The organism is Photobacterium sp. GB-36 (assembly GCF_003026135.1).
Lineage (GTDB): Bacteria > Pseudomonadota > Gammaproteobacteria > Enterobacterales > Vibrionaceae > Photobacterium.
Genome location: NZ_PYNY01000041.1, coordinates 1 through 23,758 on the forward strand (window position 1 = coordinate 1; position 23,758 = coordinate 23,758).

The following is a 23,758-nucleotide window of genomic DNA, read 5'->3' on the forward strand; positions in this document are numbered from 1 at the left end:
TTGTAAAAAGGCGACCGGCTCAATGAATACTGTTAATTCATCATAAAATGATGAATGAATTGACTGTGCTGATACTTACGTATCAATTGGTCACTAGTATCATTGATAAATCTTTCGACTTAACTTTCAACGAGTGCCCACACAGATTGCATGGTCAAATTGTTAAAGAACAATACTGATTTGGTTGCTAGCCAATGGCTTGCTCCGTGTCAGTGAGGTCGCATTATAGGAGTATTTTCTTTGCTGACAATATTTTTTTGATAAAAAAAAATCGTTTGAATATTTTTTATTCAAAACGACTTTTAAAAGTATTTATTGACAAAAATTTAGGCAGGTTAATCAAACTCACTGTAACGAGAAAATAATGTTTTTAACGCTACATTAGAAGTGTTACCCCATCTATCAACCCATTGGACGTCAACAGCAATAACTTTTGCATCAGCATTTGTTGATCCTGCCGGTTTCATTTTATCCTCTATCTCCCAACTTCTCTTAAATGTATATGAAGAGCCAGAGACAACAATGTTTTCTATCGGATAACTTCCATCAGCTAAAACAGGGTCATCAAAATATAAGGTATTTGTACCACCACTGATATTTGCTCTTGCTCTAAAAAACTCAAGCTTATCCTCTGCAAGTTGTAATGCCTCCAAAGAGTTCAATGCAAAATCAGCCTTTCTATCTATATATATTTGTAATTTCACAAGCCCTAGAACACCGACTGAAAGTACAACAAGAGCAATTAAACTTTCTAGAAGGCTAAATCCTTTTTGATTAGAAATCATGCCAAGATCCCTTTTCCCATTTTAACTGGGTGCTATGTTTTGTAACTTTTCCTTTATTATAAGAAGGAATAATTGAGCCATTAATCTTTATTGTCCTTCCTATCGCATCAATTCCAACGCCACCATCAATATATACGGAACCTTCAGCTAAAAAGGGCATCTGATCATAATCGGCTGTCAGATGACTTTGTAAAAAACTACCTGGAAGCACACCTATATCGGTACTTTCATTAAATAAATTTTCCCAAGCTGTAAGTACATCTAATGAAGTACTCACGTACTGATAGAGAATTCCATTAAAATAAGTAACTGCCTTTGTAAATAAAACACCATTAAATACAATCAACTGAACTGCTTCATCATTATTTGATTCAATAGCTGTTCCAAAAATAGCTCCTGTTAATGCACAGTTACCATCAATCCAAATACGTCTTTTTCCGTTTTTATAAGCATTATCAACCTTCGTATGACAATTTTTAATCCAGCCTCCTGATGTTTTATCTAAAGCATTATCACCGATAACAATACCGACAGTATCGTTTTTTATATCTTCCCTAACCGAGGCATGTTCTGATATATCTTTGTTAAATAGCGCCTTAAAAACATCAACTGTCTCATTCTCTAAAATATCCCCTCCTTTAACAGGAGTAATTGAAAAAGCACTTGGCGGTTTAGCAGGATCGAATAAATTAGAAAGATAGGCACTATTACATTCAAAAGAAGGAGCCCCTAATCCTCCACCTCCATGTGCGCTAGTTGTTGAATCGACTGTGAAAAAGTGTTCGTCAGTCCCTGATATTGATGCGACGTAATTTACCGTGCCACCAGATACAACAGACTTACACTTATATTTTCCATCAGAAGCTTTATCCTCTGTTTTATTTGGAACAAAGTGCTGAGAGCCTGTTAATTCAATAGAAGCGCTTGTTTCAATAGTACTAAGAACACCACCACCTCCATAACCAATACTTTTATTAATCTCTTGTATTGATCCATCAGAGCTATAACGACTTATCAATTGATATTCAGTATGCTCACCCACAGCTGGATAAGAGTTAATCATTAATGCAGACGAAGGTGCCAAATCATTACATACATGACTAAATGCTGATTCCGTAGGTTTTATATTTTTTTGCTTTAATTCAGTAAAAGCACACTCTAAACCACCTTCAGCATTCCAGAATGCTTGACGTTCTAATATAGTATTTTGAGCACGCTTGATTTGATAATAAACTTGTTTTGATGAAGCTAATGAAAATAGCAAAGATGCTATTAATAAAACACTAACAATAGATAAACTCACCATTCCATGCTGCTTTGTAATCATTGTATATTCCTTAATACAACAGAAACTTTCCCTGCATGCGTATATGTTGTACCAATCAAGGTTGCATCTAAAAAAACATCCACTTTCATTGCTGTTGATTGAGCGGTAGATATAATAGAAGTCGACACATTAAAATTATTAATGTTGATATTTTTATAATCAATCAATGATGCTACTTCTGCACCACTACATAAATTACTAAATGTAAAATCTGTCATAGTTGAGAGTGCAGAAGAGGAAGATATTTTTTGGCATATTTGTATTGTTTTAGTTCCAGCTGATGTGTTTTTTTGTTGGAACTTTATTCCTCGCCATTTCCCATTTTCATCTTCATATACAAAACCAATATTAGTAGCAGATGAGTCGATCGTTGAAGATGAACCTGATAGCGTTACAGGCTCATCAAGCGTAGTGGTATATCCCGCTCTACGTATTTCAGTTGCAATATGCTTTAATGTGTCATTTACATCTTGTTTAATCAGTAACTGAGATGTTCTCGCTACAGCCATCTTATTCCCAGCTATATATATACTCCCAACAGTAGCAATAGCGATTAAACTAATTGATGATGCAACAATTAGCTCTATTAGAGAAATACCTTGTTGTTTATATTTATTAGCATGGTTTAAATTCATAAGCACCTCCGCTAGTAACAGAACAGCTTCGAATTCTACCTGTCAATCTATTTAAAATAACTTGTACTTCTTTAGAGCTATCAGTTATGTAGAAATAAAACTGTCCAGTAGTATTTGGCGTTCCTCTAGACGAGTCCATCGTTAAATAGGAAGACATAGATACTTTAAAATTTATACCTTTATATTTGTTACCTAAAATAATTTGAATAGCATCAGATTTTGCATTTGATATTGTTGATGCAACTGAAGAGGCTGGTAGTAATGCTAATACCCACTGTCCATCATTATGATATTCAGTTATATCTCCTGAATCTCTAATATATTTAACTTTGAGAGGCTCATTTCTCATTACAGATTCGGATTTTGCTTGTAATAAAAAACCCTCTATATCAGCGCTAATATTTTTAACTTTATTTTTTTCTAATAATTGCGTGAATGAAGGTGCAGCAGTCATTAATAGGATTGATAATATACTAAGAGTGATCATCAGTTCTAACAGAGTAAAGCCATTAAATCGAAATTCACTACAATGTATACTATGTAAATAAGAATCCTTTTCGCGAGCCATTCCTCAAATCCTTTTTAATGCTGTCCTTGATCCTTAAGAACACCTTGATTCATAGATTAACATCAACGCAAAATAGCAAGGACAAGATAAAAATCAGATATCGAGGGAACTCGTAAAATAAAGAGATTAAGGATGATGACTACACAAAAAGGCGTGACTCTGATCGAAATGTTAATTGTAGTGGCGATCATAGGTATAGTAACAGCTATCGCCTACCCTTCTTATCAAAGCCATGTTCTAAAGAGCCATCGCAATAAAGCAATGGCTGACTTAGTAATGATTCAACTCAATATTGAAGAAAATAAAACGAAAGGTATTGCGTATCCTTCATCAGGATCATTATCTGCAAGTATCTGCAGCCAGTGTGATAATTCTGGTGAGCGTTATAATTATACGATTACAAGCACATCAACTAACTACAGTTTAACTGCGTCAAAAACTAGTTTGCAATCTGCAGATATATGCTCAAATCTAATATTAAAAAGTAATGGCGAAACATCTACTACTACAGATCAAGCTGATTGCTGGAAATAAAAAAGCCGACATCACGTCGGCTTTTAAAATTCACTGTTTAACTACTTTTAGTGAGTTAAATCATCAAAAAACTTCTTCACACCTTTGAAGAAACCTTCTGATTTTGGTTTGTGCTTACTTGCAGCCTTACCACCAAACGTTTCTTCAAGTTCTTGAAGCAATTCTTTTTGGCGTGAGCTTAAGTTAACAGGCGTTTCCACCACTAACTTACAAATAAGATCGCCCGTCATACCGCCACGAACAGAATCAACACCTTTACCACGCATACGGAACATACGACCGGTTTGCATTTCAGCGGGTACTTTCAAGCTGACACGGCCATCAAGGGTTGGAACTTCAACTTCCCCACCTAATGCCGCCATTGTAAAGCTTACAGGTACTTCACAATGTAGGTTATTGCCATCACGTTGGAAAATGTTGTGTTCTTTTACATGTACTTGTACGTACAAGTCACCTGCTGGAGCGCCAAATTCACCCGCTTCCCCTTCGCCAGTAAGACGAATACGGTCGCCAGTATCAACACCTGCAGGAATTTTAACGGATAACGTTTTGGTTTCTTCTACACGGCCTTCGCCATGACACTTATTACATGGATCTTTGATAATTTGACCACGACCATGACAGTGTGGACAAGTTTGTTGAACCGCAAAGAAACCTTGACGCATTTGTACTTGGCCAGCACCGTGACAAGTACCACATGTTGTTGCTGATGAACCTTTTTTTGCACCAGAACCATCACAAGAGTCACAACCTACTAAGGTAGGTACACGGATTTCTTTTGAACAACCGCGAACAGCTTCTTCTAACGTCAGTTCCATGTTGTAACGAAGATCTGAGCCACGCTGTGCGCGTTGTTGACGACGACCACCGCCACCACCAAAGATATCGCCGAACACATCACCAAAGATGTCGCTAAAGTCTGCACCGCCGCCGAAGCCGCCGCCACCGCCGCCCATTCCACCTTGTTCAAAGGCTGCATGGCCGTACTGATCGTAAGCTGCGCGTTTTTGGCCATCAGTTAGAATTTCATAAGCATATTTTACTTCTTTGAATTTCTCTGCTGACTCGTCGTCACCCTGGTTACGGTCGGGGTGGAACTTCATTGCTAAGCGCTTATAAGCCTTTTTAATGTCACGCTCACCTGCGTCACGGGCTACGCCTAGCACTTCATATAAATCACGTTTAGACATAACTTGATTGTCACCTGGCTAGATATAGTTACGGGCGTTAGAGTAACCTCAAACGCCCGTAATTTAAATAAGATGTTAATTAATAGATATTAATAACGTTCTTATTTGTTGTCTTTAACTTCTTCAAACTCAGCATCAACAACATCGTCGTCTTGCTTAGCTTGTTGCTCACCAGCGCCATCAGCTTGTTGAGCTTGTGCTTTCTGTTGAGCGATTTCCATTAGCTTTTGAGAAGCAGCAACTACAGCTTGAACTTTCGCATCAATTGCTTCTTTATCTTCGCCTTTACGTGCTTCTTCTAGTTCAGCAACAGCAGCTTCGATTTTTGCTTTCTCATCAGCAGGAAGTGCGTCACCCGCTTCTTCGATTTGCTTACGAGTACCGTGAATTAGCTGGTCAGCTTGGTTACGAGCAGTTACTAACTCTTCAAACTTTTTGTCGTTTTCTTTGTTAGCTTCAGCTTCTTGAACCATTTTCTCGATATCAGCATCGCTTAGACCACCAGACGCTTGGATAGTGATCTTCTGCTCTTTACCCGTAGTCTTATCTTTTGCAGATACGTTTAGGATACCATCAGCATCAAGGTCGAATGTTACTTCGATTTGTGGCATACCACGAGGTGCAGGCTGAATGCCTTCTAGGTTGAATTGACCTAGAGACTTGTTGAAGCTTGCTTGCTTACGCTCACCTTGAATTACGTGGATAGTTACCGCGCTTTGGTTATCTTCAGCAGTAGAGAACACTTGGTTCGCTTTTGTTGGGATAGTTGTGTTCTTCTCGATAAGCTTAGTCATCACGCCACCCATGGTTTCAATACCAAGAGATAGTGGAGTAACGTCTAGAAGTAGAACGTCTTTAACATCACCAGCAAGTACACCACCTTGAACAGCAGCACCTACAGCAACCGCTTCATCAGGGTTAACGTCTTTACGTGGCTCTTTACCAAAGAACTCAGTTACTTTAGCTTGAACCATAGGCATACGAGTTTGACCACCAACTAGGATAACATCAGTGATGTCACCAACAGTTAGGTCAGCATCAGCTAGCGCAACTTTTAGTGGGTCTAGAGAACGTTGAACTAGGTCTTCAACTAGAGATTCTAGTTTTGCACGAGTCACTTTGATGTTCATGTGCTTAGGACCAGTTGCATCTGCTGTAATGTAAGGTAGGTTTACATCAGTTTGTTGTGCAGATGATAGTTCGATTTTCGCTTTTTCTGCTGCTTCTTTTAGACGCTGCATCGCAAGAGGATCGTTCTTAAGGTCGATGCCTTGATCTTTCTTGAATTCTTCTACTAAGTAGTTGATTAGACGAGTATCGAAGTCTTCACCACCTAGGTGTGTATCACCGTTAGTTGCTAGAACTTCAAATGTTTTCTCACCTTCAACTTCATCGATCTCGATGATTGAAATATCAAATGTACCACCACCAAGGTCGTAAACAGCGATAGTGCGATCACCACCTTGCTTGTCTAAGCCGTAAGCTAGTGCAGCAGCTGTTGGTTCGTTAATGATACGTTTAACATCTAAACCTGCAATACGGCCAGCATCTTTTGTTGCTTGACGCTGTGCATCGTTGAAGTAAGCAGGAACTGTGATTACTGCGCCAGTAACTGGTTCGCCAAGGTAATCTTCAGCTGTTTTCTTCATTTTTTTAAGAATTTCAGCAGATACTTGAGGAGCAGCCATTTTTTGGCCTTTTGCTTCTACCCATGCATCACCGTTGTCAGCCTTAACAATTTTGTAAGGCATGATTTCGATATCGCGCTGAACTTCTTCGTCTTCAAAACGACGACCGATTAGACGCTTGATTGCGAATAGTGTGTTTTCAGGGTTTGTTACTGCCTGACGTTTTGCTGGTTGACCAACTAGCGTTTCACCATCTTGAGTGTAGGCAACAACTGATGCTGTTGTACGCTCGCCTTCTGCGTTTTCGATTACACGTGGTTTGTCGCCGTCAAGTACTGCTACACAAGAGTTTGTAGTACCTAAGTCAATACCAATGATTTTACCCATCAGACTATCTCCGAAATTCGTTATATTTATTTGCTACACCTAGAACGGATTCTAAGGTTAGCGGTTCGGGCTTTACCCGTGACAAATATGTTTAATGTCTTATGACTACTAAATAAGGCCGCCAGAATGCTTTTCAAGGGTAAAACAAAAATATTTTCAAAAAAAATAAAAAAACCCACCGAAGTGGGCTTTTATACGCTAAAAGATAACAGTTATTACGCTTGAGTATTTACGTTACCTGCCGCAGCTTTAGATACCATCACCATTGCAGGACGGATCACACGGCCATTTAGCTCATAACCTTTTTGCATCACCATCATTACAGTATTTGGTGCAAAATCAGTGCTTTCTTGAATAGCCATCGCTTGGTGGAATTCAGGGTTAAACGCTTCACCTTGTGGGTTAATTTGCGTTAAACCAAATTTAGCAACGGTATCTGTCATTGTTTTAAGCGTTAGCTCAACACCTTCCATCATCGCTTTTGATGATTCATCAGTCTTGTCTGCCATCTCAAGTGCACGCTCAAGGTTATCAATAACAGGTAATAGTTCTTCTGCAAATTTGTTTAATGCGTACTTACGTGCTTTATCAATTTCTTGCTCTGAACGACGACGAATATTTTCGCCTTCTGCGCGTGCACGTAATGCTGCATCTTTCGCTTCATTAGCTTGTGCTTCACTTGACAGTAACGCCGCTTCTAGCTCAGCAATGCGAGATTCGTATAGTTCTTGTTCTGATTCAACAAACTCACCCTCTACAGCTTCTACTTCAACAGCGTCAACTGCATCATTTAGCTGCTCATCCTGTACATTGTGGTTTTTGTTAGTCATGCGTTGGTTCTCCGCCAAGATAATTGGGTATGTATAATCAGCAGTAGGCTATTCTACGCCACTACTTTTCAACAGTCTTGGGCATATTATGGGGATGAAGTTCAATGATTCAACCCAATATTGATAACAAACAGCGACAAGTTATTTTTTCTAAGGCTATACTGCCCTCACTATTAGATGTTGGAACAAAGAGATGACGCGAATTTTTGACACCATTGCGTTAATAGGTAAACCACGTAACCCCGATGCATTACAGACTCACATGAGCCTATATCAATGGTTAGTGGCACAAAACTACACCGTGTTACTCGATCATCGTCTATCAGATGATCTTGAGATCCCTGAACAGTGTTTTTGTGATTTGCTCACCTTAGGTGAAAAAGCCGATCTTGCCATTGTTGTGGGTGGTGACGGTAATATGCTGGGCGCAGCACGTGTTCTCTCTCGTTTTGATATTTCCGTCATTGGTGTGAACCGCGGTAACCTTGGTTTTCTTACCGATCTTGACCCAGATGATTTTGAAGAACCGCTTAGTCGAGTACTCAAAGGCGAATTTATAAAAGAAGATCGCTTCTTGCTTGAAGCAGAAGTGCATCGTCATGGACAAGTTAAAAGTCGAAATGCCGCATTAAATGAAGCCGTACTTCATCCAGATAAAATCGCTCATATGATCGAATTTGAAGTCTACATTGATGATTGCTTTGCTTTCTCACAGCGTTCTGATGGGTTGATTATTGCGACACCAACAGGCTCGACGGCTTATTCATTATCAGGCGGTGGTCCAATCTTGTCACCGAGTTTAAATGCGATAGCCCTGGTGCCAATGTTCCCACATACGCTTTCTTGCCGCCCCTTAGTGGTTGATGGCGATCGCTGTATTAAGCTGCTGGTTTCACCTAACAATGGTAGTACGCTTGAAGTCAGCTGTGATGGGCAAGTCTCTTTACCTGTTAGCCCTGGTGATGAAATCCACATTTACCAAAGTAAAGACAGGTTACAACTGATCCACCCCAAAGATTACAGCTACTACAACGTGCTAAGAGGAAAGCTAGGTTGGTCAAGCCGTCTTTTCTGATCCTGAATTATCCTTCAGTAGAATAAAAACTTTCATAAAGCCAGCCTCGTACTGGCTTTATTTCTATCTGCATTTCATAAACTTAACCTAAATCAAATTTTTCAGCATATTTTTTCACCCAACACTTTACTGGTTATAGATACAGTATATACTGTATGTAAAAACAGGTGTTGATTTAAACAGGTGAACACATGCTGGCACACATGACTATCTCTAACTTTGCCATTGTTAAAACGCTTCAATTTGAACTTAAACCCGGTATGACCACCATTACAGGTGAAACGGGGGCAGGTAAATCCATCGCGATCGATGCACTTGGCTTATGCCTTGGTGATCGTGCAGAAGCAACTATGGTTCGTCCTAATGAAGATAAAGCAGAAATATCTGCCGCTTTTTTACTGGCCAATAACCAAGCCGCTCGACGTTGGCTAGAAGATAACGATTTAATGGATGGCGAAGAATGTATCTTACGTCGTGTGATCACCAAAGAAGGTCGCTCTCGTGGCTTTATTAATGGCAGCCCAGTCCCTGCTTCACAGCAAAAAGCATTAGGGCAATTGCTGATCAACATTCACGGACAACATGCCCACCAGCAATTAATGCGCCCTGAATATCAGCAGCACATGCTAGATCAATATGCAGGCCACCATTCGTTACTTGATAAAACCCGTAAAACGTATCAACGCTGGCGTCAAGCGCATAATGAATTAAAACGCTTAACCCAAAGCCGCGAAGAAAACGAAGCACAAAAACAACTATTACAGTATCAAGTAAAAGAATTAGATGAGCTCGCACTCGGTGAAGAAGAATTCAACGAGATAGAAGAAGAGCACAAACGCTTATCAAATAGTGGTGAATTAGCGGTTGCAAGCCAAACGGCATTATCAATGCTTTATGACAATGACGATGGTAACGCGCTGCAACTGCTTCAAATGGCATCTCAACAAGTGTGCAATTTAGGTGAATATGACAATAACCTAAATGTGATCCCACAAATGCTTGAAGAGGCCATTATTCAAGTACAAGAAGCAAGCCAAGAACTCCGCAGCTATCTTGATAATTTGGATATGGATCCACATCGCTTGATCTATTTAGAAGAGCGCTTAGCTAAAATCATGTCGATGGCGCGTAAACACTACGTGATGCCAAACGAATTATACCAAAAGCATCAAGATCTACTTAAAGAGTTAGATAACCTTGATTGTAGTGATGAACGTTTAGAAGAAATGGCAGAAAACGTAGAAGCATTACGCCAAAAGTGCCTTCTGGCTGCCGAAAAGCTAAGCAAAAGTCGCCAACGTTATGCGAAAGAGCTAGATCAAAAGATCTCTGAAAGTATGCATACGCTTAGCATGGAACACGGTGAATTCTCGATTAATATCGCCAGCGATCCTGAACGTATGCTAAGCCCTATTGGTTATGACAGTATTAGCTTTTTAGTTTCAACCAACCCAGGTCAGCCTTTACAGCCGCTAGGTAAAGTCGCATCAGGGGGTGAGCTTTCACGTATATCACTTGCAATTCAAGTGATCACAGCGCAAAAAGTAGAAACACCAAGTCTAATTTTCGATGAAGTCGATGTGGGTATCAGTGGACCAACCGCTGCGATTGTCGGAAAAATGCTAAGAACCTTAGGTGAATCAACCCAAGTCATGTGTGTCACACACTTACCGCAAGTTGCAGGTTGTGGTCATCAACACATGTTTGTGGCGAAAAAAACAGCGGAAGGACAGACAGAAACGAATATGCGCCCGCTAACAGAAGAAGATCGTATTACTGAATTAGCGCGCCTGCTTGGTGGCAGCGAAATTACAGAACGAACATTAGCCAATGCAAAAGAGTTACTCATTGCAGCTTGATTAAGTTTCGCTTATTTTGCGGTTATGAAATAAACTAAGACACAGATGCAACTATTACGAGAAGTAATAGTCGAATATCAAAATTATTTACTTTTTTTCTTTACCGCTTTTTACTTCTGCATAGACCTTGTTTATCATCGCAGCAGTTAAAGCTAAAAAGCCAGGATGCTATGACTTGGAAAAATATTGCAGCCCTAACCCTAGCGTTGGGCTTACTTAGTGGCTGTTCAATCGCTGAACGTTTGGTCTATCGTATTGATATAGACCAAGGCAACTACGTAGAACAAAAAAGCGTTGATATGCTTCGTGTCGGTATGACAAAAGCACAAGTTCAATATGTTCTGGGCACACCTATGTTGGTAGACCCAAGTTACCCAGACAGATGGAACTATATCTTCTATGAAAAGAACGGCCATGATAAGCCGATCCAGAAGAATCTGATTTTAACTTTCAACCCACAAGCCCAGCTTGTTAGTATGAAAGGAGATTTCAAACAAGGTGCTAACTTCATGGATCCTATGAATCAATAGCCTTGTTATACGCATAACAAAAAAGCTCGCTGATGCGAGCTTTTTTATATCTAAAAAATGGCTATATTAAGGTTTATTTGTTTTTATCCGCTTCTAATTTAGCCTGCTCTGCGCGCTTACGGCGGATCTCACGGGGATCTGCAACTAATGGGCGATAAATTTCAATTCTATCCCCTTCCCTTGCTGTACTATCTAGCTTCACATTTCGGCTATAAATCCCAATTTTATTCTTCTTTAAGTCAATATCAGGATACATGGCTAAAATGCCAGATTGTTCGATTATTTCTTGAATGGGCGTATCAGCAACAACTGCTAGTTTTAACACGCGCTGCATATTGGGTAATGCGTAAACAACCTCAACATGGATTAATGGTTGATCAGAATGCATAAACTTCTTTTGCTCGCTGAGTAAAGGCCTGTACCATACTACCGGTTAGATCGCGGAAAATTTTACCAAAAGCCGCATCTATCAAACTGCTAGTAAATTCAAATTCAAGGTTAAGCTCAATTTTACATGCCGTTGAATCTAATTCTGTAAACGTCCACCCACCCACTAACTTACGGAAAGGGCCATCGACTAACTGCATATTAATTTGATTAAAATCGACCAATTTATTATGCGTAACAAATGTTTTTCGAATACCCGCCTTCGCAACATCAACCGATGCCATCATATGACTTGTCGAACTTTCAATAACTTTACTGCCAGCACACCCGGGTAAGAAAGCTGGATAAGATTCTACATCATTTACAAGTTCAAACATTTGCTGGGCACTAAACGGAACTAGTGCAGAGCGACTAATCTGCGGCATAGTTTCTCCTTCATCGAACAGACAGCTCTTTAGGCTCAAAGCCATTGCGCTTAAAGAGACGGCACTATAATACCATTACTCAGCGATCTGCCAAAATAGCTATTGTTACAAGCTTTAAATATGGTAACTTCAATAGCTTATTCGACCAGAAAAATCACCTATATTAGATTTTGTTCTGGGACAGCAACAATGACTCGATGAGGTCAACATGGCTAAAAAACCAAAAAAAAGTAGCAATACGATTGCCAAAAATAAAAGCGCTCGATTCGAATTTGCCATCGGTGATGAATACGAAGCCGGTATGGTTCTACAAGGATGGGAAGTAAAAGCTATCCGTGACGGTAAAGTAAACATGACAGAAAGCTATGTTTTCTTACGTAACGGTGAAGCCTTTATTTCTGGCTTAACCATTTCTCCATTAAATGCAGCATCGACCCACGTGGTTGCCGATCCAACACGCGTACGTAAGCTATTGCTTAACCGCCGCGAACTTCGAAAGTTAGCGGATTCAGTAAACCGTGAAGGTGATACTATCGTTGCCCTAAACATGTACTGGAGCACCTCTTTTGTAAAAATCAAAATTGGTACTGCTCGTGGTAAGAAATTGCATGACAAACGTGCTGATAGTAAAGCGAAAGATTGGCAGCGCGACAAAGCAAGAATCTTGAAGGGTAATAACCGTTAAGTTACTTAGTACAACATGATGTTAGCATTTGAATAGTAATCAATCACTTGGTCATTGAATTATAATATACCTGTTGACCTAGTTAATTATTCTGCTAACATCAAACGCATCTGGGGCTGATTCAGGATTCGACAGGATCACGAAGGCTTGTGGAGCATGTCGAGGTGCGGTTTGCCTCGTTAAACAGCCGCAAAAAAATAGTCGCAAACGACGAAAACTACGCACTAGCAGCTTAATACCCTGCTAAGAGCGCTCCTGCCCTAGCTTCCGCTTGTAAGACGGGGAATAACAGGGGTTCAAACCCAAACGAGATAGCGAGGGATTCTTTGACTAGAGAGATGAACCGCGAAATAGAATTCTGGTATGTATTAGCATAGCGTGTCAATTCGCAGTGTGGATACGAGAATAAAGATTGACTAAACATGTAGCGCCATCTGTTAGACTGATTTTGGACGCGGGTTCAAATCCCGCCAGCTCCACCAAATTCGTATACGAAGACGTCCTAGGACGTCCAGAGAGCCCGCTAAGGCATTGCTTTAGCGGGCTTTCTTGTATCTATGGCTTCCTAAGGCGTCCAGTCGCATCTTTGATTTATGGGTACACTGAAAGGTACACTAAATTTAACGTAGTAATTTGGTGTACCCATTATGGCAAGAACAACTACAAGGCTAACAGATAAGGAAATCAAAGCCGCTAAACCAAAAGAGATATAATATACGCTCTCTAATGGTGATGGACTTCGTTTTAGAGTTTAAACAAACGGCTCTAAACTGTGGTTACTCAACTACACTCATCCTATAAAGAAACGTCTTACCAACCTAAGTCTAGGTAAATACTCCGATCTCTCATTTGCTATCGCCCGTAAGGTATCGCCCCTCAAGAAGATAAAAAACGGAAACAACAAGAACACAAAATCATTCATCAATACACTTTACTTAATATCGCTAAAGAGTGGTTTGAGATTAAGCAAAGTGGCATTACACCTGACTATACTGTTGATATATGGCGTTCACTTGAGCGACACATCTTCCCTAGCCTATCGTCGAATACGCCGATTGAAGCAAAAGGCAGTCTCGAAACAGTAAAACGATTAGTACAGCGTTTAAATGAGATAATGGATTTTGCAGCCAACTGTGGTTTAGTTGCGGCAAACCCACTAACAGGTATCAAAGCTGCATTCAAAAAGCCTAAGAAAGAAAACATGGCTTCCCTCAAGCCAAGCGAATTACCTGAACTCATTATTTACTAAATTCGTCGCTGTAACGGCTTCCCTTTACCGTGGTTTAACTCATTATCGTTTGATTGCATTTTTATCATAAAAAGTGTCTATGGTGCTCAGACCGAACCAGTCACTCACTTTACCTTCTGCATAATTGATAAAACGAGCTCACACCATTGCCTCTTCGTAGACTTTTTCGACCTCAGCAAACTTAGTGACGCTCTCTAGGCGAGTTAACGTGGTTAGTTTCATCGAGTTTTTCATTGGGCGATGTGGCACGTTGGTCACTGGCGTTTGCAGCGTTAGCGGTTTTCCGAGTTCAAATAAATAATACAAATCAGCAGAACCTGACTTCTTACCCGCTTGCTCTTCGGTAATGGTGTAGCGTGGTAACACTGTGACTCGTTTAACCGGCCAAAGTTTGTCAATTTGCTTGGTTGAACTTTGAGTGTCTGAAGTAGACGCCAACGCTAAATAACGAATTTCCTCGGCAATATGCTGCTTAAATTTCTGCAAAAACGTACTTTGAGGAAGGTGATACCACTGCGCTGTACCTTGCTCAAATTTTTCAAAGTAGCCATTATCACGGCCACGTTGCCCACTCAATGCCACGGTCATCGTCAAATCAGGGTACAGCACTTGGCGCATGCCGTAATAAGGTATGCGTGCTGCTTCTTGTACGTAAAGCCTTTCCGCCATGCCAGCCACAGGGTACATCACCTCATTGTCTTTCCCTGTTTGTGCGTTCGGTGCTGTGCCAATTTGGGCTTGCAAGAACTCTAGCAACCACTGGTGACCGGAATACCCGCTCTCAGTCTGGCTAGGCAAGAGTGCAAACGCACCAATACCCACCTCTTCTATTGCGGCTGCGTAGGGGTTGGGTTTTGTGGCTTGATCAAAAAAGCCTGGGTATAAAGCAAATGCACCAAAAACAGGGCGACTTTTCTTGATAGGCTGACCTGTGATTGAACTGGATGAAAACTCAGATAAGCGCGGCTCTGATAAACGGATCAGAGCATCACGATAACGATGCATTTGGTTGATGGCATCGTCCGGTACGTAATCCGTACTTTCAATATTTTCATTGCTGTCATCAAAGCGGTTTTTATCGGTCTTAATACGGTACTTGGCATCAAACAGCCAAATAAACTGCTTTTCTTCTGATGAGCCCGAGTCTGCTTTTGTTAAATGGGCGCTTTTAGGCAATGTCACTTCCAACACAATATCCGGCTCTTGGTTAACCAAATACGAGCGTATTGATTTGCCCTTTTTGGTAAATTTAGGCTCGTGTGCCAGCCTAGCGGTCACGCCATCACTGCGCTTAAAGCGAAAGGCACCGGCAAAGCCATCTTTAAGTTGGTACTCAAAAAAGTCATTTGGGGCGAGCTTCGTCGCACTGTTTTTCACCAATTCAAAGCCAAGGTCCTGCTCTAAAATCTGTTTCAAACACAAAAAGCACCACACTTCGTAAATCTCAGCCACTGATTTCATTGAAATGCTCGACTGATTACCAAACACATCTAAATAAAATTTCAGCTCCTGCCAAACGCGATACACCGCGCTATAACCGGTTTTTTGCTGGAGCACTAACGACTCACGGTTTAATCCTGTGTATGCACCAACCTCTTTTAAAAAACTTTGACCTAACACTTTTTGCAGCGGTTGTTGCCAACTATGTAGTTCATTTAAAAATGAATCCGACAACCGTTGCCGTTCTGGTGCTTGGTTACTTTTCCTAAGCTTTTGTTCAAACTCCGCTAATTGCCGCTTGCTTTTACTCACCGCCATTTTGATAAAGCGGTTTTCTGGGGTATCCACACTCAGTTGCTTTTTTTCGACTGCATAGCGTTTATCGTACTGGCCATTAGCAAAGTCTTGCTTGACTTGCTCCGCTAACTTATGAGGCAAACGGGCTTTTAATTTGGCCGCTTTGATATTGGTAACCGTCGGTTGCAAACGGCTATGCGGTGCAGCACAAATTACTTTTAAGCCTTGCTCAAAACGCTCCTTTAACGCGGCAAAATTAGCCAACCACATCAGTGGAAAATGCCCACGATGCTGGCTAGTCGCTGCGTCTTGTTCCGTTTTTTCTACCAAACTAAAGCGCCAAAGAGGGTAAACTTTGTCGATGGTTTGGTACATAGCGGGTAAGTCTTGGTGCAGTGCCATTTTGGTTGGCAGCACTTCAAAGGCAATGTGCTGAGTCTGTGTTTTGCCATTCAGCTCAAAAGTGAGTGGCAAGCGCAACCAACCTACATCATTGCCGGTATTGATGGTGCCGGTTAAACGTGCGGGCACCACACCCCTTGCGGTTTTTACTTCGGGAGCAAAACGAAACGCCTCATTCACGCTTTGGCTGCGATGGGTTAACCGCGCATTAGTGACTTCACTAAAAAAGACCCATTCAAACTGGTACTGAGTATTCTCAAAAAACAGCGGAGAATTTAATGTCAACTCAGCGTGTTTCGCTAAGCCATTGGCAACAAGGCCACTATCATCTAACGCACTTGTATCTATACCGTCTGCAACTAGCCCTTGCGGTTCAATGACACTGCTCAGTTCAGGCGCAAAGCGCAATTCGTAGCTAGGTTGTACATCATTAGTGCTCGCCCTGTGCGCCATTGTATTCTGGTACACGCTCAACCGCTGGCTAATATCATTCGCCCAAACCGAAAACTCAAAGTCAGGGGTCTGTAATCGTATTAACTCTGGCATTCCTTACCACTCCTTACGCCATAGCTATGCTGGTTTTGATTATGAGTTACATTCATTGCAAAAGGCATAAAACAGCACCGACTCATTAAGGCCAGAAACTGGTGAAGGTGGCACTGGCTAATCGAGCGCTCATCCATTGTAATTTCGCTTTTGAACGGCAAGGTATACGTAGCACTTTTTGCTCATCTGCATCATCCCCCTCTATCGCTTTCTCGCGATACAAGTCAGGGCGTTGGTTTGCTTCGTCTGTTTCAGACGCGAACCAAATGGGGGCTAACTGGTCTGCCAGCACAGTGCTAAGTTCTTCCAGCAAATCCTTGCGATTTGATGTAGTCAGTTTGTCGGTATCGCCTTCTATACGCGGCAGAACCTTACACATCATAAAGTCGTCCCATACGGCTTTTAGGGTCAGCTCATCTTGTGGTTGGCTGCTGGCCACAGCAAGAAGAAGTTCATTTAAAGCACGAAACGCTAATTCAAATGGCGTATTTTTTAGTACAGCATTAACGGCAGATAAAAACGCAACAGTCTTTGTACCATCAGCATCAAAGGTATTGGCTAAGTCTGTTTTGCTGGCGTTTGACCAAATAGGATAACTTAGGCGTTTATTGCTGCTGGTTGGAGTGAAAAAGTCGTTATAGTCGTTAGGGAAAAACGCACCAAAATCAAAGCTCAGCGCTCGGTCAATCACTTTACGCGAAAAGCCGTGGGTGGTTTCATCCATATTCACCGTGCCCGCGACCAGCAGGTTAAACGGAATACCCAAACCATATTGGCAAATATGTGCCCACAGCTCATCGTATTGCACACCATCAAAGCCTAGCGCTTCACGCAGCTTTTCTTTATCCGCAACTTCTTTAATGGTGGCGGGTTTTAATAAGGCATCACTGCTGTAAGTAAAGCTGTCATCTGTCCAACGCCATTCGCGGGTTTCCAGTACCGATAAATAATCAGCAAAGTACTGCTCAACAGGGGCAAGGTTCATTTCATCCAAACACAACCAATAAGGTAATACCTGTTCAAGTGCATCACGCTCACCTGATACCACTAAGCGTTTACCTAGGTCTTTGTTCTCTTGCACCTCAACGGTTAAACCACTATCAGCAATTGCACGCCACGCTTTGGCGATAAACTGCAATACATCAGTGGTGATGTATTCAGCAGTGCCGTTTAAACGGGAGATATACCCCATCAAATCACTCGGCTCATGCCAGTCGGGGCGCACCGAGGTTAAACAATAGGTTTCATCAAACTGCCCTGAAGTTTTTGCTTGTTCACGCACAAAACGGGTTTTACCTGTACCTGAGATGCCAGCTAGGAGAAGGAAGGGTTTGGAAAGAAGCTGTGCATTACTAACAGCCTGTCTTGAATGCGAATTAGTCTCTAGATTTACATCTGCATATATATCTAATAGCTCTGTTAGATCAAAAGTAAGAGTATCTTCATCCGGCATGTTGTCTAAAGGATAAAATTTTGCGCCTGCTGAAGCCCACTCATACGACTTGCCTAATGTCGTATTAGAGCGTAAATCAACGTTCTGATCCCAAGCATTAAGTCTGTTATCCAACCCCCTAATGCTATTGCGCAGCTCCTCCGCTTTCTGTTTTGCCTGAGCTGTTCCATATTGTTTTTTGAGTTCTGTGGTTCCAAAGCCCAGCGAAAGATAAACACCACTACCGTCTGAACGGAACAAATAAACAGGATAAATACCGGACTGTGTTGACTCTGTTATTGACGGATTGAGGATCGACAGCCAAGGCACGTCTGCCCAATTTCCAGCGCCAGCACTTGCTTTTATTAAATAATTATTTGGAGATGGCAGTTTGTTTTCTATTGCTCTAATTAAATCTTGTCTTAGTAAAGTAGCTATTGGATGACCAGTAAACTGCTCATTTTTAGCTTGTTTCCAGCCACCAGCTATTTCTGTTAAAAGTTGTCTTAAACTCATACTTACCCTTTATACTAAGACCAAGAAATTTTGGTATTCCAATTCTATTTTATTTTTATATATCATGAAGATAACAACCTTACAAAGACATCTAATGTTTTTAGTGTTCTCGACACATTATTCACCGCCCGTTCAGTAAGTGCTGCCCGCTCAATTCCTTCTTTGGTCCGTTCTCTTATACGATTTCGTTCAAACTCGGCAAAAGCTGCGAACATCTATAGCATTAGCTTTCCTTCAGCACTGTATAAATCGGCAACGGTAAATCTAAGCAAACGACCTTATCCCCTTTTGGGGTTAATACATTAATCGTATTATTGCTTCCACTGATCCTGAAACCGTGTCACTCACTACACATGAATCAGAAACATCATATTCTTTTTAACGAATTGCAATAATTTTATTTTGTGTTGTTTGTTCTATTGTAGATACTCGACAATAAGAAAAAGTACGCATATTCATTAAACTCCCTCTAACTGGTATCAATAAATGGAGTAACTAAGCGAATAAAATATATGCCCTACCTATGCCCATTCCCACCGACGATATAGCTTTTAATTTGAAGACGAACACATAACCAATACAAAAAAGTTACCCGTAATACAATTCCAATTCATAGCATTATATTTCCCTCCTCACGCAACATAAAATGCGGCCTCGCTGATTACCTCACACATAAAACTTATCTAAAACATATTTTCATTAAGGGATAAATATTGAAAGTATCAACTCTTGCTCTTGCGATATTATCAACGCTACTGCTATCTGCCTGTGGAGGAGGAGGCGGTGGCTCTGATTCAGATAACACAACCACAGCCCCAACTCGTAGTATTCAAGGTAAAGCCATTGATGGTTATGTCAAAGGTGCCACTGTCGGTTTAGATTTAAACTTTAACGGTAAATTGGATGCAGGAGAACCAACAACAATCACAGGCGACAATGGTGCGTATATTTTAGATATCAAATCAAATAGCGATGCTTCTTGTGCTGACTATGTACCCACGATTGTTGATGTTCCTGTTGGTGCTATCGATGAAGACCTTGGCGTAGTCGAAACGGCATATACCATGACAATTGCGCCAGCGATATTCATACCTAGTGACAAAGATATTCGTGATATCACGCCGCTAACAACGATACTTTGGGACAATATTCAACGAGATCTCGAAACCAGTAATCTAGGAATGCTTAGCTGCTCAACTATTCAAGAACAATCTGAAACTCGCGAGCGTATCAGTGGGATGTTGAAAGAGCAGGAGTACCGTTTACAGCTTCGCTTCAACGTACCTGTAAAAGAGCTATACAGTGATTTCATTGCATCCGGTAATACAGAGTTAGCTTCTAGCGCTGCTAACCTTGTAAAGGGAATGCAGTTATCTTATGAAGAAACACGTGTAATGTTACAAGATCCAAATGTGGTATATGCAGACGTTGAGTATATGCAAGGGCATTGGAACCACATGATGGAAGACGAAACTAACTCTACTCATTGGCATCGTGTAACAAGAGTCCAATACAAAGACAAATCAACCACCGCACGTATCGAACGCATGTCAGATGACTTAACCACTGTAGTTAAAACAATGGAAGATTCAATGAAGCGCGAACGGACTGAACGCGATCTTACATTGCTTGAAAACTTTGCGATTGAACCTGACGGCTGTAACTCTGTGATTGAAGTGGTACAAGCATCGACTGATGGCTACGGTTTACGTAACCAACATCATACTGCTGACATTACCTCTTTACAGGACTGCCAAGATGTAACGAACTCGACCTCGTTAACCGCTCAAACTATTTTAACTTTCCGCACGAATGGCCTAGAGCACATCGGAAAAATAGACGAAGGTGGACAATTTAGGTTCGATGAGAAAGATATATATACCAATCGCGATTTGGCGTTAGCTTTTGAAACAATGTCCCCTGAGGAGTTAGATCAATACAACTACATTTCTCAAGACTTTACCGATTCATTAACACACAACTCAACATCGGCACTACGTAACCAAGCAACCAATCTAGAAGATCGTTACATCTGGATTGACCGCGATCTCACTCAAGGACTATGGAGTAAGATAATTCAATTTAAATCAGGTATTTACGAAAACTATTGTTCTGACGATGGTACTACGTGGACGCCAACAGATGTTATAAGTAAATGCATGAATAGCTCTGTAGAATAAACAATAAAAACAGATAATTATTTCATAAGATCAACGTGAACTAATTACAAACATTTAAAAGGCGACTTCTTAGGAAGTGGCCTTTTTTGTATCTGATTTTGTCATTTCTTTTCTTATTTTCTTAACGCAAAGAGCATCGAAATATTGAACGCCTGAGTGTTAAAGATCCTGACTGCCATTACCCTTTTATTTCAATAACAGAGCCAGATCTCGTCCCCCCCTAAACTAAAGCTATTCTTTATCTTCTCCCGTTAACCTCGATCTAAACATCTGTTTAAAAATAATCGTTCAACCTAATAGGTTTAAGCTATTGAATGTATCGGCTATAACGATTTCCTAAATTTTGCTGTTTTAACAATAATGGCTTCAGAGATTTGATTTGCACTACAGCATAAAAACTTAAAATTATAGTTAAAAGGATTCCATCATGATCAACACAGAAATCAAGCCATTTAGCGCAACAGCTTACAAAGAAGGCAAATTCGTAGAAATCACTGAGAAAGACGTTTTAGGTAAGTGGGCGGTATTCTTCTTCTACCCTGCTGACTTTACTTTTGTATGTCCAACTGAGCTTGGCGATCTAGCTGACCATTACGCAGAGCTTCAAGAGCGCGGCGTTGAAGTATTCTCTGTCTCTACAGATACTCACTTCACTCACAAAGCATGGCACGACAGCTCTGACACTATCGGTAAAATCAACTACTACATGGTAGGCGACCAAACGGGTAATATCACAAATAACTTCAATGTTATGCGTGAAGGTCAAGGTCTTGCAGACCGCGCAACTTTCCTCATCGATCCACAAGGTGTTATCCAAGCAATGGAAATCACTGCTGAAGGTATCGGTCGTGAAGCTGATGATCTAATGCGTAAAGTGAAAGCAGCACAATATGTTGCAGCACACCCAGGTGAAGTTTGCCCTGCAAAATGGAAAGAAGGCGAAGCAACACTTACTCCTTCTCTAGACCTAGTAGGTAAGATCTAATCTTCTTTACCTTTGATAATAATGAGTGATTTTATTCTCTATATAGATTCACTTATTACTTATCCTACTTTTAAATAATTCACTTATTTAAAAGTAATAAGGCATCAAGCATAAACGTCATGTTTGGTGCCTTATTCATTCAAATACCTTCAAACATATTTAAGCCTTTTTATATAGGCGATATGTCGTATAACAGTAGATCCGCATTCTTTATCTGCTGTTAAGCCGTAAATAAATTAAAAAGGCGAGATTATGTTAGAACAAAGCATGAAGCAGCAATTAAAAGCGTATTTAGAAAATTTAAAAACAGATATCCAACTGGTATTAAGTTTAGATGATAGTGACACTGCACAAAAACTGCATGAGCTTGCTCACGAGATCGCAGAACTAAACGATAAAGTGAGTGTTATTGAAGATAATAATGCCAGTGTACGTAAGCCTGTAATGCAAGTGGTTAACCCAACCAAACAGACCTCAATGAGCTTTGCCGGTCTTCCAATGGGACACGAATTTACTTCATTGGTATTGGCGCTACTACACAGCGGTGGTCACCCAATGAAACTAGAGCAAGCGGTTATCGACCAAATCGCAGCTTTAGATCAAGATATTGTTGTTGAAACCTTTATTTCATTATCTTGCCAGAACTGTCCTGATGTTGTGCAAGCGTTCAACATGATGGCAGCGATTAACCCACGTATTAAAGCAACCATGATTGATGGCGCAGCTTTCCAAAACGAAGTCACTGAACGTAATATCATGGCAGTACCGACTGTTTATGTGAACGGTGAAGTCTTTGGTCAAGGCCGTATGTCGCTTACTGAAATTTTAAATAAGTTAGACACGGGCGCTGCTAAAAAAGTAGCGGCAAGCCTAACCGAAAAAGCCCCATTTGATGTATTAGTTGTCGGTGGTGGCCCAGCGGGTGCATCTGCTGCAATCTACGCGGCACGTAAAGGCATCCGTACTGGTGTTGTTGCTGAGCGCTTCGGCGGTCAGGTAATGGATACCATGTCTATCGAGAACTTTATTTCTGTTAAAGAAACCCAAGGCCCTCGTTTAGCGGCAAGCCTTGAAGAGCACGTAAAACAATACAACGTTGATATTATGAGCGAGCAGCGTGTTAATAACATTGTTGAAGCTGCTGATACTGAAGATGGTTATACGCACGTTTATCTAGAAAGCGGCGCAATGCTAAAAGCACGTAGCGTGATCATCAGTACTGGCGCTCGCTGGCGTGAAATGAATGTTCCTGGTGAACAAGAGTATCGCAATAAAGGTGTGGCTTACTGTCCTCACTGTGACGGTCCATTATTCAAAGGCAAGCGCACAGCCGTTATCGGTGGTGGTAACTCAGGTATTGAAGCGGCGATTGATCTTGCGGGTATTGTTGAACATGTGACTGTGCTTGAATTTGCTGACACATTACGTGCTGACCAAGTGTTGATCAATAAAGCAGAAAGTATGCCTAACATCGACATTATTAAAATGGCACAAACGACAGAAGTGGTTGGCGATGGTACTCGCGTTACAGGTATCAGCTACAAAGATCGTAACACGGATGAAATCAAACACATCGAACTTGCCGGTATTTTTGTTCAGATTGGTTTAGTGCCAAACACTGAGTGGCTAAAAGAATCCGCCGTTGCATTAACACCACGTGGTGAGATTGAAATTGGTGCTCACGGTAATACTAACGTTAACGGTATTTTTGCAGCCGGTGATGTTACAACAGTTCCTTACAAACAAATTATTATTGCAATGGGTGAAGGTGCTAAAGCAAGTCTAGGGGCATTTGATTACTTAATTCGCACCCCTGCACCCAATAATAAATAGTATAACTATTAATTTTTAAGGCCGACTCGAAAG

General features: G+C 41.0%; 19 protein-coding genes, 1 other RNA gene and 2 pseudogenes. 10 read left to right on the forward strand and 12 right to left on the reverse strand.

What is annotated here, in order from left to right:
* Window positions 1-335: 335 nt before the first annotated feature.
* Genes C9J46_RS20440 through C9J46_RS20455 form a run of 4 tightly spaced genes read right to left on the reverse strand, consistent with a single transcriptional unit; the run spans window position 336 to window position 3,315 of the window.
* The gene (locus tag C9J46_RS20440) at window positions 336-785 is read right to left on the reverse strand and encodes a prepilin-type N-terminal cleavage/methylation domain-containing protein (RefSeq protein ID WP_105059572.1); all 450 of its coding nucleotides are present in this window, start codon (window positions 783-785) and stop codon (window positions 336-338) included.
* The gene (locus C9J46_RS20445) at window positions 775-2,112 is read right to left on the reverse strand and encodes a hypothetical protein (protein ID WP_107287443.1); all 1,338 of its coding nucleotides are present in this window, start codon (window positions 2,110-2,112) and stop codon (window positions 775-777) included. The genes C9J46_RS20440 and C9J46_RS20445 overlap by 11 nt, the downstream gene beginning before the upstream one ends.
* On the reverse strand, window positions 2,109-2,747 hold the full coding sequence (locus tag C9J46_RS20450; RefSeq protein ID WP_107291445.1) for a PilW family protein: 639 nt from the start codon (window positions 2,745-2,747) through the stop codon (window positions 2,109-2,111). The genes C9J46_RS20445 and C9J46_RS20450 overlap by 4 nt, the downstream gene beginning before the upstream one ends.
* Window positions 2,728-3,315 (reverse strand): GspH/FimT family pseudopilin, encoded by a 588-nt coding sequence (locus C9J46_RS20455; RefSeq protein WP_107207321.1) that lies wholly within the window; start codon window positions 3,313-3,315, stop codon window positions 2,728-2,730. The genes C9J46_RS20450 and C9J46_RS20455 overlap by 20 nt, the downstream gene beginning before the upstream one ends.
* 132 nt (window positions 3,316-3,447) lie before the next feature.
* Here C9J46_RS20455 and C9J46_RS20460 point away from each other — a divergent pair, with 132 nt between their 5' ends.
* Window positions 3,448-3,849 (forward strand): type IV pilin protein, encoded by a 402-nt coding sequence (locus tag C9J46_RS20460; RefSeq protein WP_105059568.1) that lies wholly within the window; start codon window positions 3,448-3,450, stop codon window positions 3,847-3,849.
* Between the two features lie 47 nt (window positions 3,850-3,896).
* On the opposite strand, the gene dnaJ is transcribed toward C9J46_RS20460, so the two are convergent.
* The 3 genes from dnaJ to grpE all read right to left on the reverse strand — a co-directional run bounded on the left by dnaJ (window position 3,897) and on the right by grpE (window position 7,884).
* Window positions 3,897-5,039, reverse strand: coding sequence for a molecular chaperone DnaJ (gene dnaJ / locus C9J46_RS20465; protein ID WP_107207320.1), 1,143 nt, complete (start codon window positions 5,037-5,039; stop codon window positions 3,897-3,899).
* A 101-nt stretch (window positions 5,040-5,140) separates the two neighbouring features.
* Window positions 5,141-7,054, reverse strand: a complete 1,914-nt coding sequence (gene dnaK, locus C9J46_RS20470) for a molecular chaperone DnaK (RefSeq protein WP_105059567.1) — start codon at window positions 7,052-7,054, stop codon at window positions 5,141-5,143.
* 215 nt (window positions 7,055-7,269) lie between these two features.
* Window positions 7,270-7,884 (reverse strand): nucleotide exchange factor GrpE, encoded by a 615-nt coding sequence (grpE, locus tag C9J46_RS20475; protein WP_107207319.1) that lies wholly within the window; start codon window positions 7,882-7,884, stop codon window positions 7,270-7,272.
* A 193-nt stretch (window positions 7,885-8,077) separates the two neighbouring features.
* Between grpE and nadK the strand changes: the two genes are divergently transcribed.
* The 3 genes from nadK (at window position 8,078) to bamE (ending at window position 11,348) form a co-directional block, all read left to right on the forward strand.
* A complete protein-coding gene (nadK, locus tag C9J46_RS20480; protein WP_107207318.1) occupies window positions 8,078-8,959 on the forward strand; it encodes an NAD(+) kinase in 882 nt (293 codons plus the stop codon).
* 191 nt (window positions 8,960-9,150) lie between these two features.
* Entirely contained in the window at window positions 9,151-10,818 is a 1,668-nt protein-coding gene (recN, locus tag C9J46_RS20485) for a DNA repair protein RecN (RefSeq protein ID WP_107291446.1), read from the forward strand.
* 170 nt (window positions 10,819-10,988) lie between these two features.
* On the forward strand, window positions 10,989-11,348 hold the full coding sequence (gene bamE / locus C9J46_RS20490) for an outer membrane protein assembly factor BamE (protein ID WP_105059564.1): 360 nt from the start codon (window positions 10,989-10,991) through the stop codon (window positions 11,346-11,348).
* Window positions 11,349-11,421: 73 nt separating this feature from the next.
* Here the strand turns inward: bamE and C9J46_RS20495 are convergent, their stop codons facing one another.
* Together C9J46_RS20495 and C9J46_RS20500 are read right to left on the reverse strand one after the other, a co-directional pair.
* Complete coding sequence (locus tag C9J46_RS20495) at window positions 11,422-11,736, reverse strand: RnfH family protein (RefSeq protein ID WP_107207316.1); 315 nt, start codon at window positions 11,734-11,736, stop codon at window positions 11,422-11,424.
* The gene (locus C9J46_RS20500) at window positions 11,726-12,160 is read right to left on the reverse strand and encodes an SRPBCC family protein (protein WP_107207315.1); all 435 of its coding nucleotides are present in this window, start codon (window positions 12,158-12,160) and stop codon (window positions 11,726-11,728) included. The genes C9J46_RS20495 and C9J46_RS20500 overlap by 11 nt, the downstream gene beginning before the upstream one ends.
* 208 nt (window positions 12,161-12,368) lie before the next feature.
* Here C9J46_RS20500 and smpB point away from each other — a divergent pair, with 208 nt between their 5' ends.
* The 3 genes and pseudogenes from smpB to C9J46_RS20515 all read left to right on the forward strand — a co-directional run.
* Window positions 12,369-12,845: an SsrA-binding protein SmpB gene (smpB, locus tag C9J46_RS20505; RefSeq protein ID WP_105059562.1), complete on the forward strand. Its 477-nt coding sequence runs from the start codon at window positions 12,369-12,371 to the stop codon at window positions 12,843-12,845.
* Window positions 12,846-12,957: 112 nt separating this feature from the next.
* Window positions 12,958-13,327: a transfer-messenger RNA gene (ssrA, locus tag C9J46_RS20510) on the forward strand.
* A 288-nt stretch (window positions 13,328-13,615) separates the two neighbouring features.
* Window positions 13,616-14,085: pseudogene (locus C9J46_RS20515) on the forward strand (integrase); the annotation flags it as partial.
* 147 nt (window positions 14,086-14,232) lie between these two features.
* Here the strand turns inward: C9J46_RS20515 and C9J46_RS20520 are convergent.
* From C9J46_RS20520 to C9J46_RS20530, 3 genes and pseudogenes are all read right to left on the reverse strand, one after another.
* Window positions 14,233-16,779 carry a restriction endonuclease-like protein gene (locus tag C9J46_RS20520; RefSeq protein WP_107291447.1) on the reverse strand — a complete coding sequence of 849 codons (2,547 nt, stop codon included), beginning with the start codon at window positions 16,777-16,779 and terminating at the stop codon, window positions 14,233-14,235.
* An 85-nt stretch (window positions 16,780-16,864) separates the two neighbouring features.
* Complete coding sequence (locus C9J46_RS20525) at window positions 16,865-18,727, reverse strand: MrcB family domain-containing protein (RefSeq protein ID WP_107291448.1); 1,863 nt, start codon at window positions 18,725-18,727, stop codon at window positions 16,865-16,867.
* 143 nt (window positions 18,728-18,870) lie between these two features.
* Window positions 18,871-19,180: pseudogene (locus tag C9J46_RS20530) on the reverse strand (recombinase family protein); the annotation flags it as partial.
* 260 nt (window positions 19,181-19,440) lie between these two features.
* On the opposite strand from C9J46_RS20530, the gene C9J46_RS20535 reads away from it, so the two are divergent.
* The 3 genes from C9J46_RS20535 to ahpF all read left to right on the forward strand — a co-directional run bounded on the left by C9J46_RS20535 (window position 19,441) and on the right by ahpF (window position 23,725).
* Window positions 19,441-20,907, forward strand: a complete 1,467-nt coding sequence (locus tag C9J46_RS20535) for a hypothetical protein (RefSeq protein ID WP_107291449.1) — start codon at window positions 19,441-19,443, stop codon at window positions 20,905-20,907.
* Between the two features lie 427 nt (window positions 20,908-21,334).
* Window positions 21,335-21,892, forward strand: coding sequence for an alkyl hydroperoxide reductase subunit C (ahpC, locus tag C9J46_RS20540; RefSeq protein WP_107207311.1), 558 nt, complete (start codon window positions 21,335-21,337; stop codon window positions 21,890-21,892).
* A 252-nt stretch (window positions 21,893-22,144) separates the two neighbouring features.
* Window positions 22,145-23,725 (forward strand): alkyl hydroperoxide reductase subunit F, encoded by a 1,581-nt coding sequence (gene ahpF, locus C9J46_RS20545; RefSeq protein ID WP_107291450.1) that lies wholly within the window; start codon window positions 22,145-22,147, stop codon window positions 23,723-23,725.
* Window positions 23,726-23,758 lie beyond the last annotated feature (33 nt).

Excerpts from the sequence above, each read along its gene's own strand:
- C9J46_RS20440 (WP_105059572.1), bottom strand. The coding sequence starts at position 785 with ATGATTTCTAATCAAAAAGGATTTAGCCTTCTAGAAAGTTTAATTGCT.
- C9J46_RS20445 (WP_107287443.1), bottom strand. The coding sequence starts at position 2,112 with ATGATTACAAAGCAGCATGGAATGGTGAGTTTATCTATTGTTAGTGTT.
- C9J46_RS20450 (WP_107291445.1), bottom strand. The coding sequence starts at position 2,747 with ATGAATTTAAACCATGCTAATAAATATAAACAACAAGGTATTTCTCTA.
- C9J46_RS20455 (WP_107207321.1), bottom strand. The coding sequence starts at position 3,315 with ATGGCTCGCGAAAAGGATTCTTATTTACATAGTATACATTGTAGTGAA.
- C9J46_RS20460 (WP_105059568.1), top strand. The coding sequence starts at position 3,448 with ATGATGACTACACAAAAAGGCGTGACTCTGATCGAAATGTTAATTGTA.
- dnaJ (WP_107207320.1), bottom strand. The coding sequence starts at position 5,039 with ATGTCTAAACGTGATTTATATGAAGTGCTAGGCGTAGCCCGTGACGCA.
- dnaK (WP_105059567.1), bottom strand. The coding sequence starts at position 7,054 with ATGGGTAAAATCATTGGTATTGACTTAGGTACTACAAACTCTTGTGTA.
- grpE (WP_107207319.1), bottom strand. The coding sequence starts at position 7,884 with ATGACTAACAAAAACCACAATGTACAGGATGAGCAGCTAAATGATGCA.
- nadK (WP_107207318.1), top strand. The coding sequence starts at position 8,078 with ATGACGCGAATTTTTGACACCATTGCGTTAATAGGTAAACCACGTAAC.
- recN (WP_107291446.1), top strand. The coding sequence starts at position 9,151 with ATGCTGGCACACATGACTATCTCTAACTTTGCCATTGTTAAAACGCTT.
- bamE (WP_105059564.1), top strand. The coding sequence starts at position 10,989 with ATGACTTGGAAAAATATTGCAGCCCTAACCCTAGCGTTGGGCTTACTT.
- C9J46_RS20495 (WP_107207316.1), bottom strand. The coding sequence starts at position 11,736 with ATGCATTCTGATCAACCATTAATCCATGTTGAGGTTGTTTACGCATTA.
- C9J46_RS20500 (WP_107207315.1), bottom strand. The coding sequence starts at position 12,160 with ATGCCGCAGATTAGTCGCTCTGCACTAGTTCCGTTTAGTGCCCAGCAA.
- smpB (WP_105059562.1), top strand. The coding sequence starts at position 12,369 with ATGGCTAAAAAACCAAAAAAAAGTAGCAATACGATTGCCAAAAATAAA.
- C9J46_RS20520 (WP_107291447.1), bottom strand. The coding sequence starts at position 16,779 with ATGCCAGAGTTAATACGATTACAGACCCCTGACTTTGAGTTTTCGGTT.
- C9J46_RS20525 (WP_107291448.1), bottom strand. The coding sequence starts at position 18,727 with ATGAGTTTAAGACAACTTTTAACAGAAATAGCTGGTGGCTGGAAACAA.
- ahpC (WP_107207311.1), top strand. The coding sequence starts at position 21,335 with ATGATCAACACAGAAATCAAGCCATTTAGCGCAACAGCTTACAAAGAA.
- ahpF (WP_107291450.1), top strand. The coding sequence starts at position 22,145 with ATGTTAGAACAAAGCATGAAGCAGCAATTAAAAGCGTATTTAGAAAAT.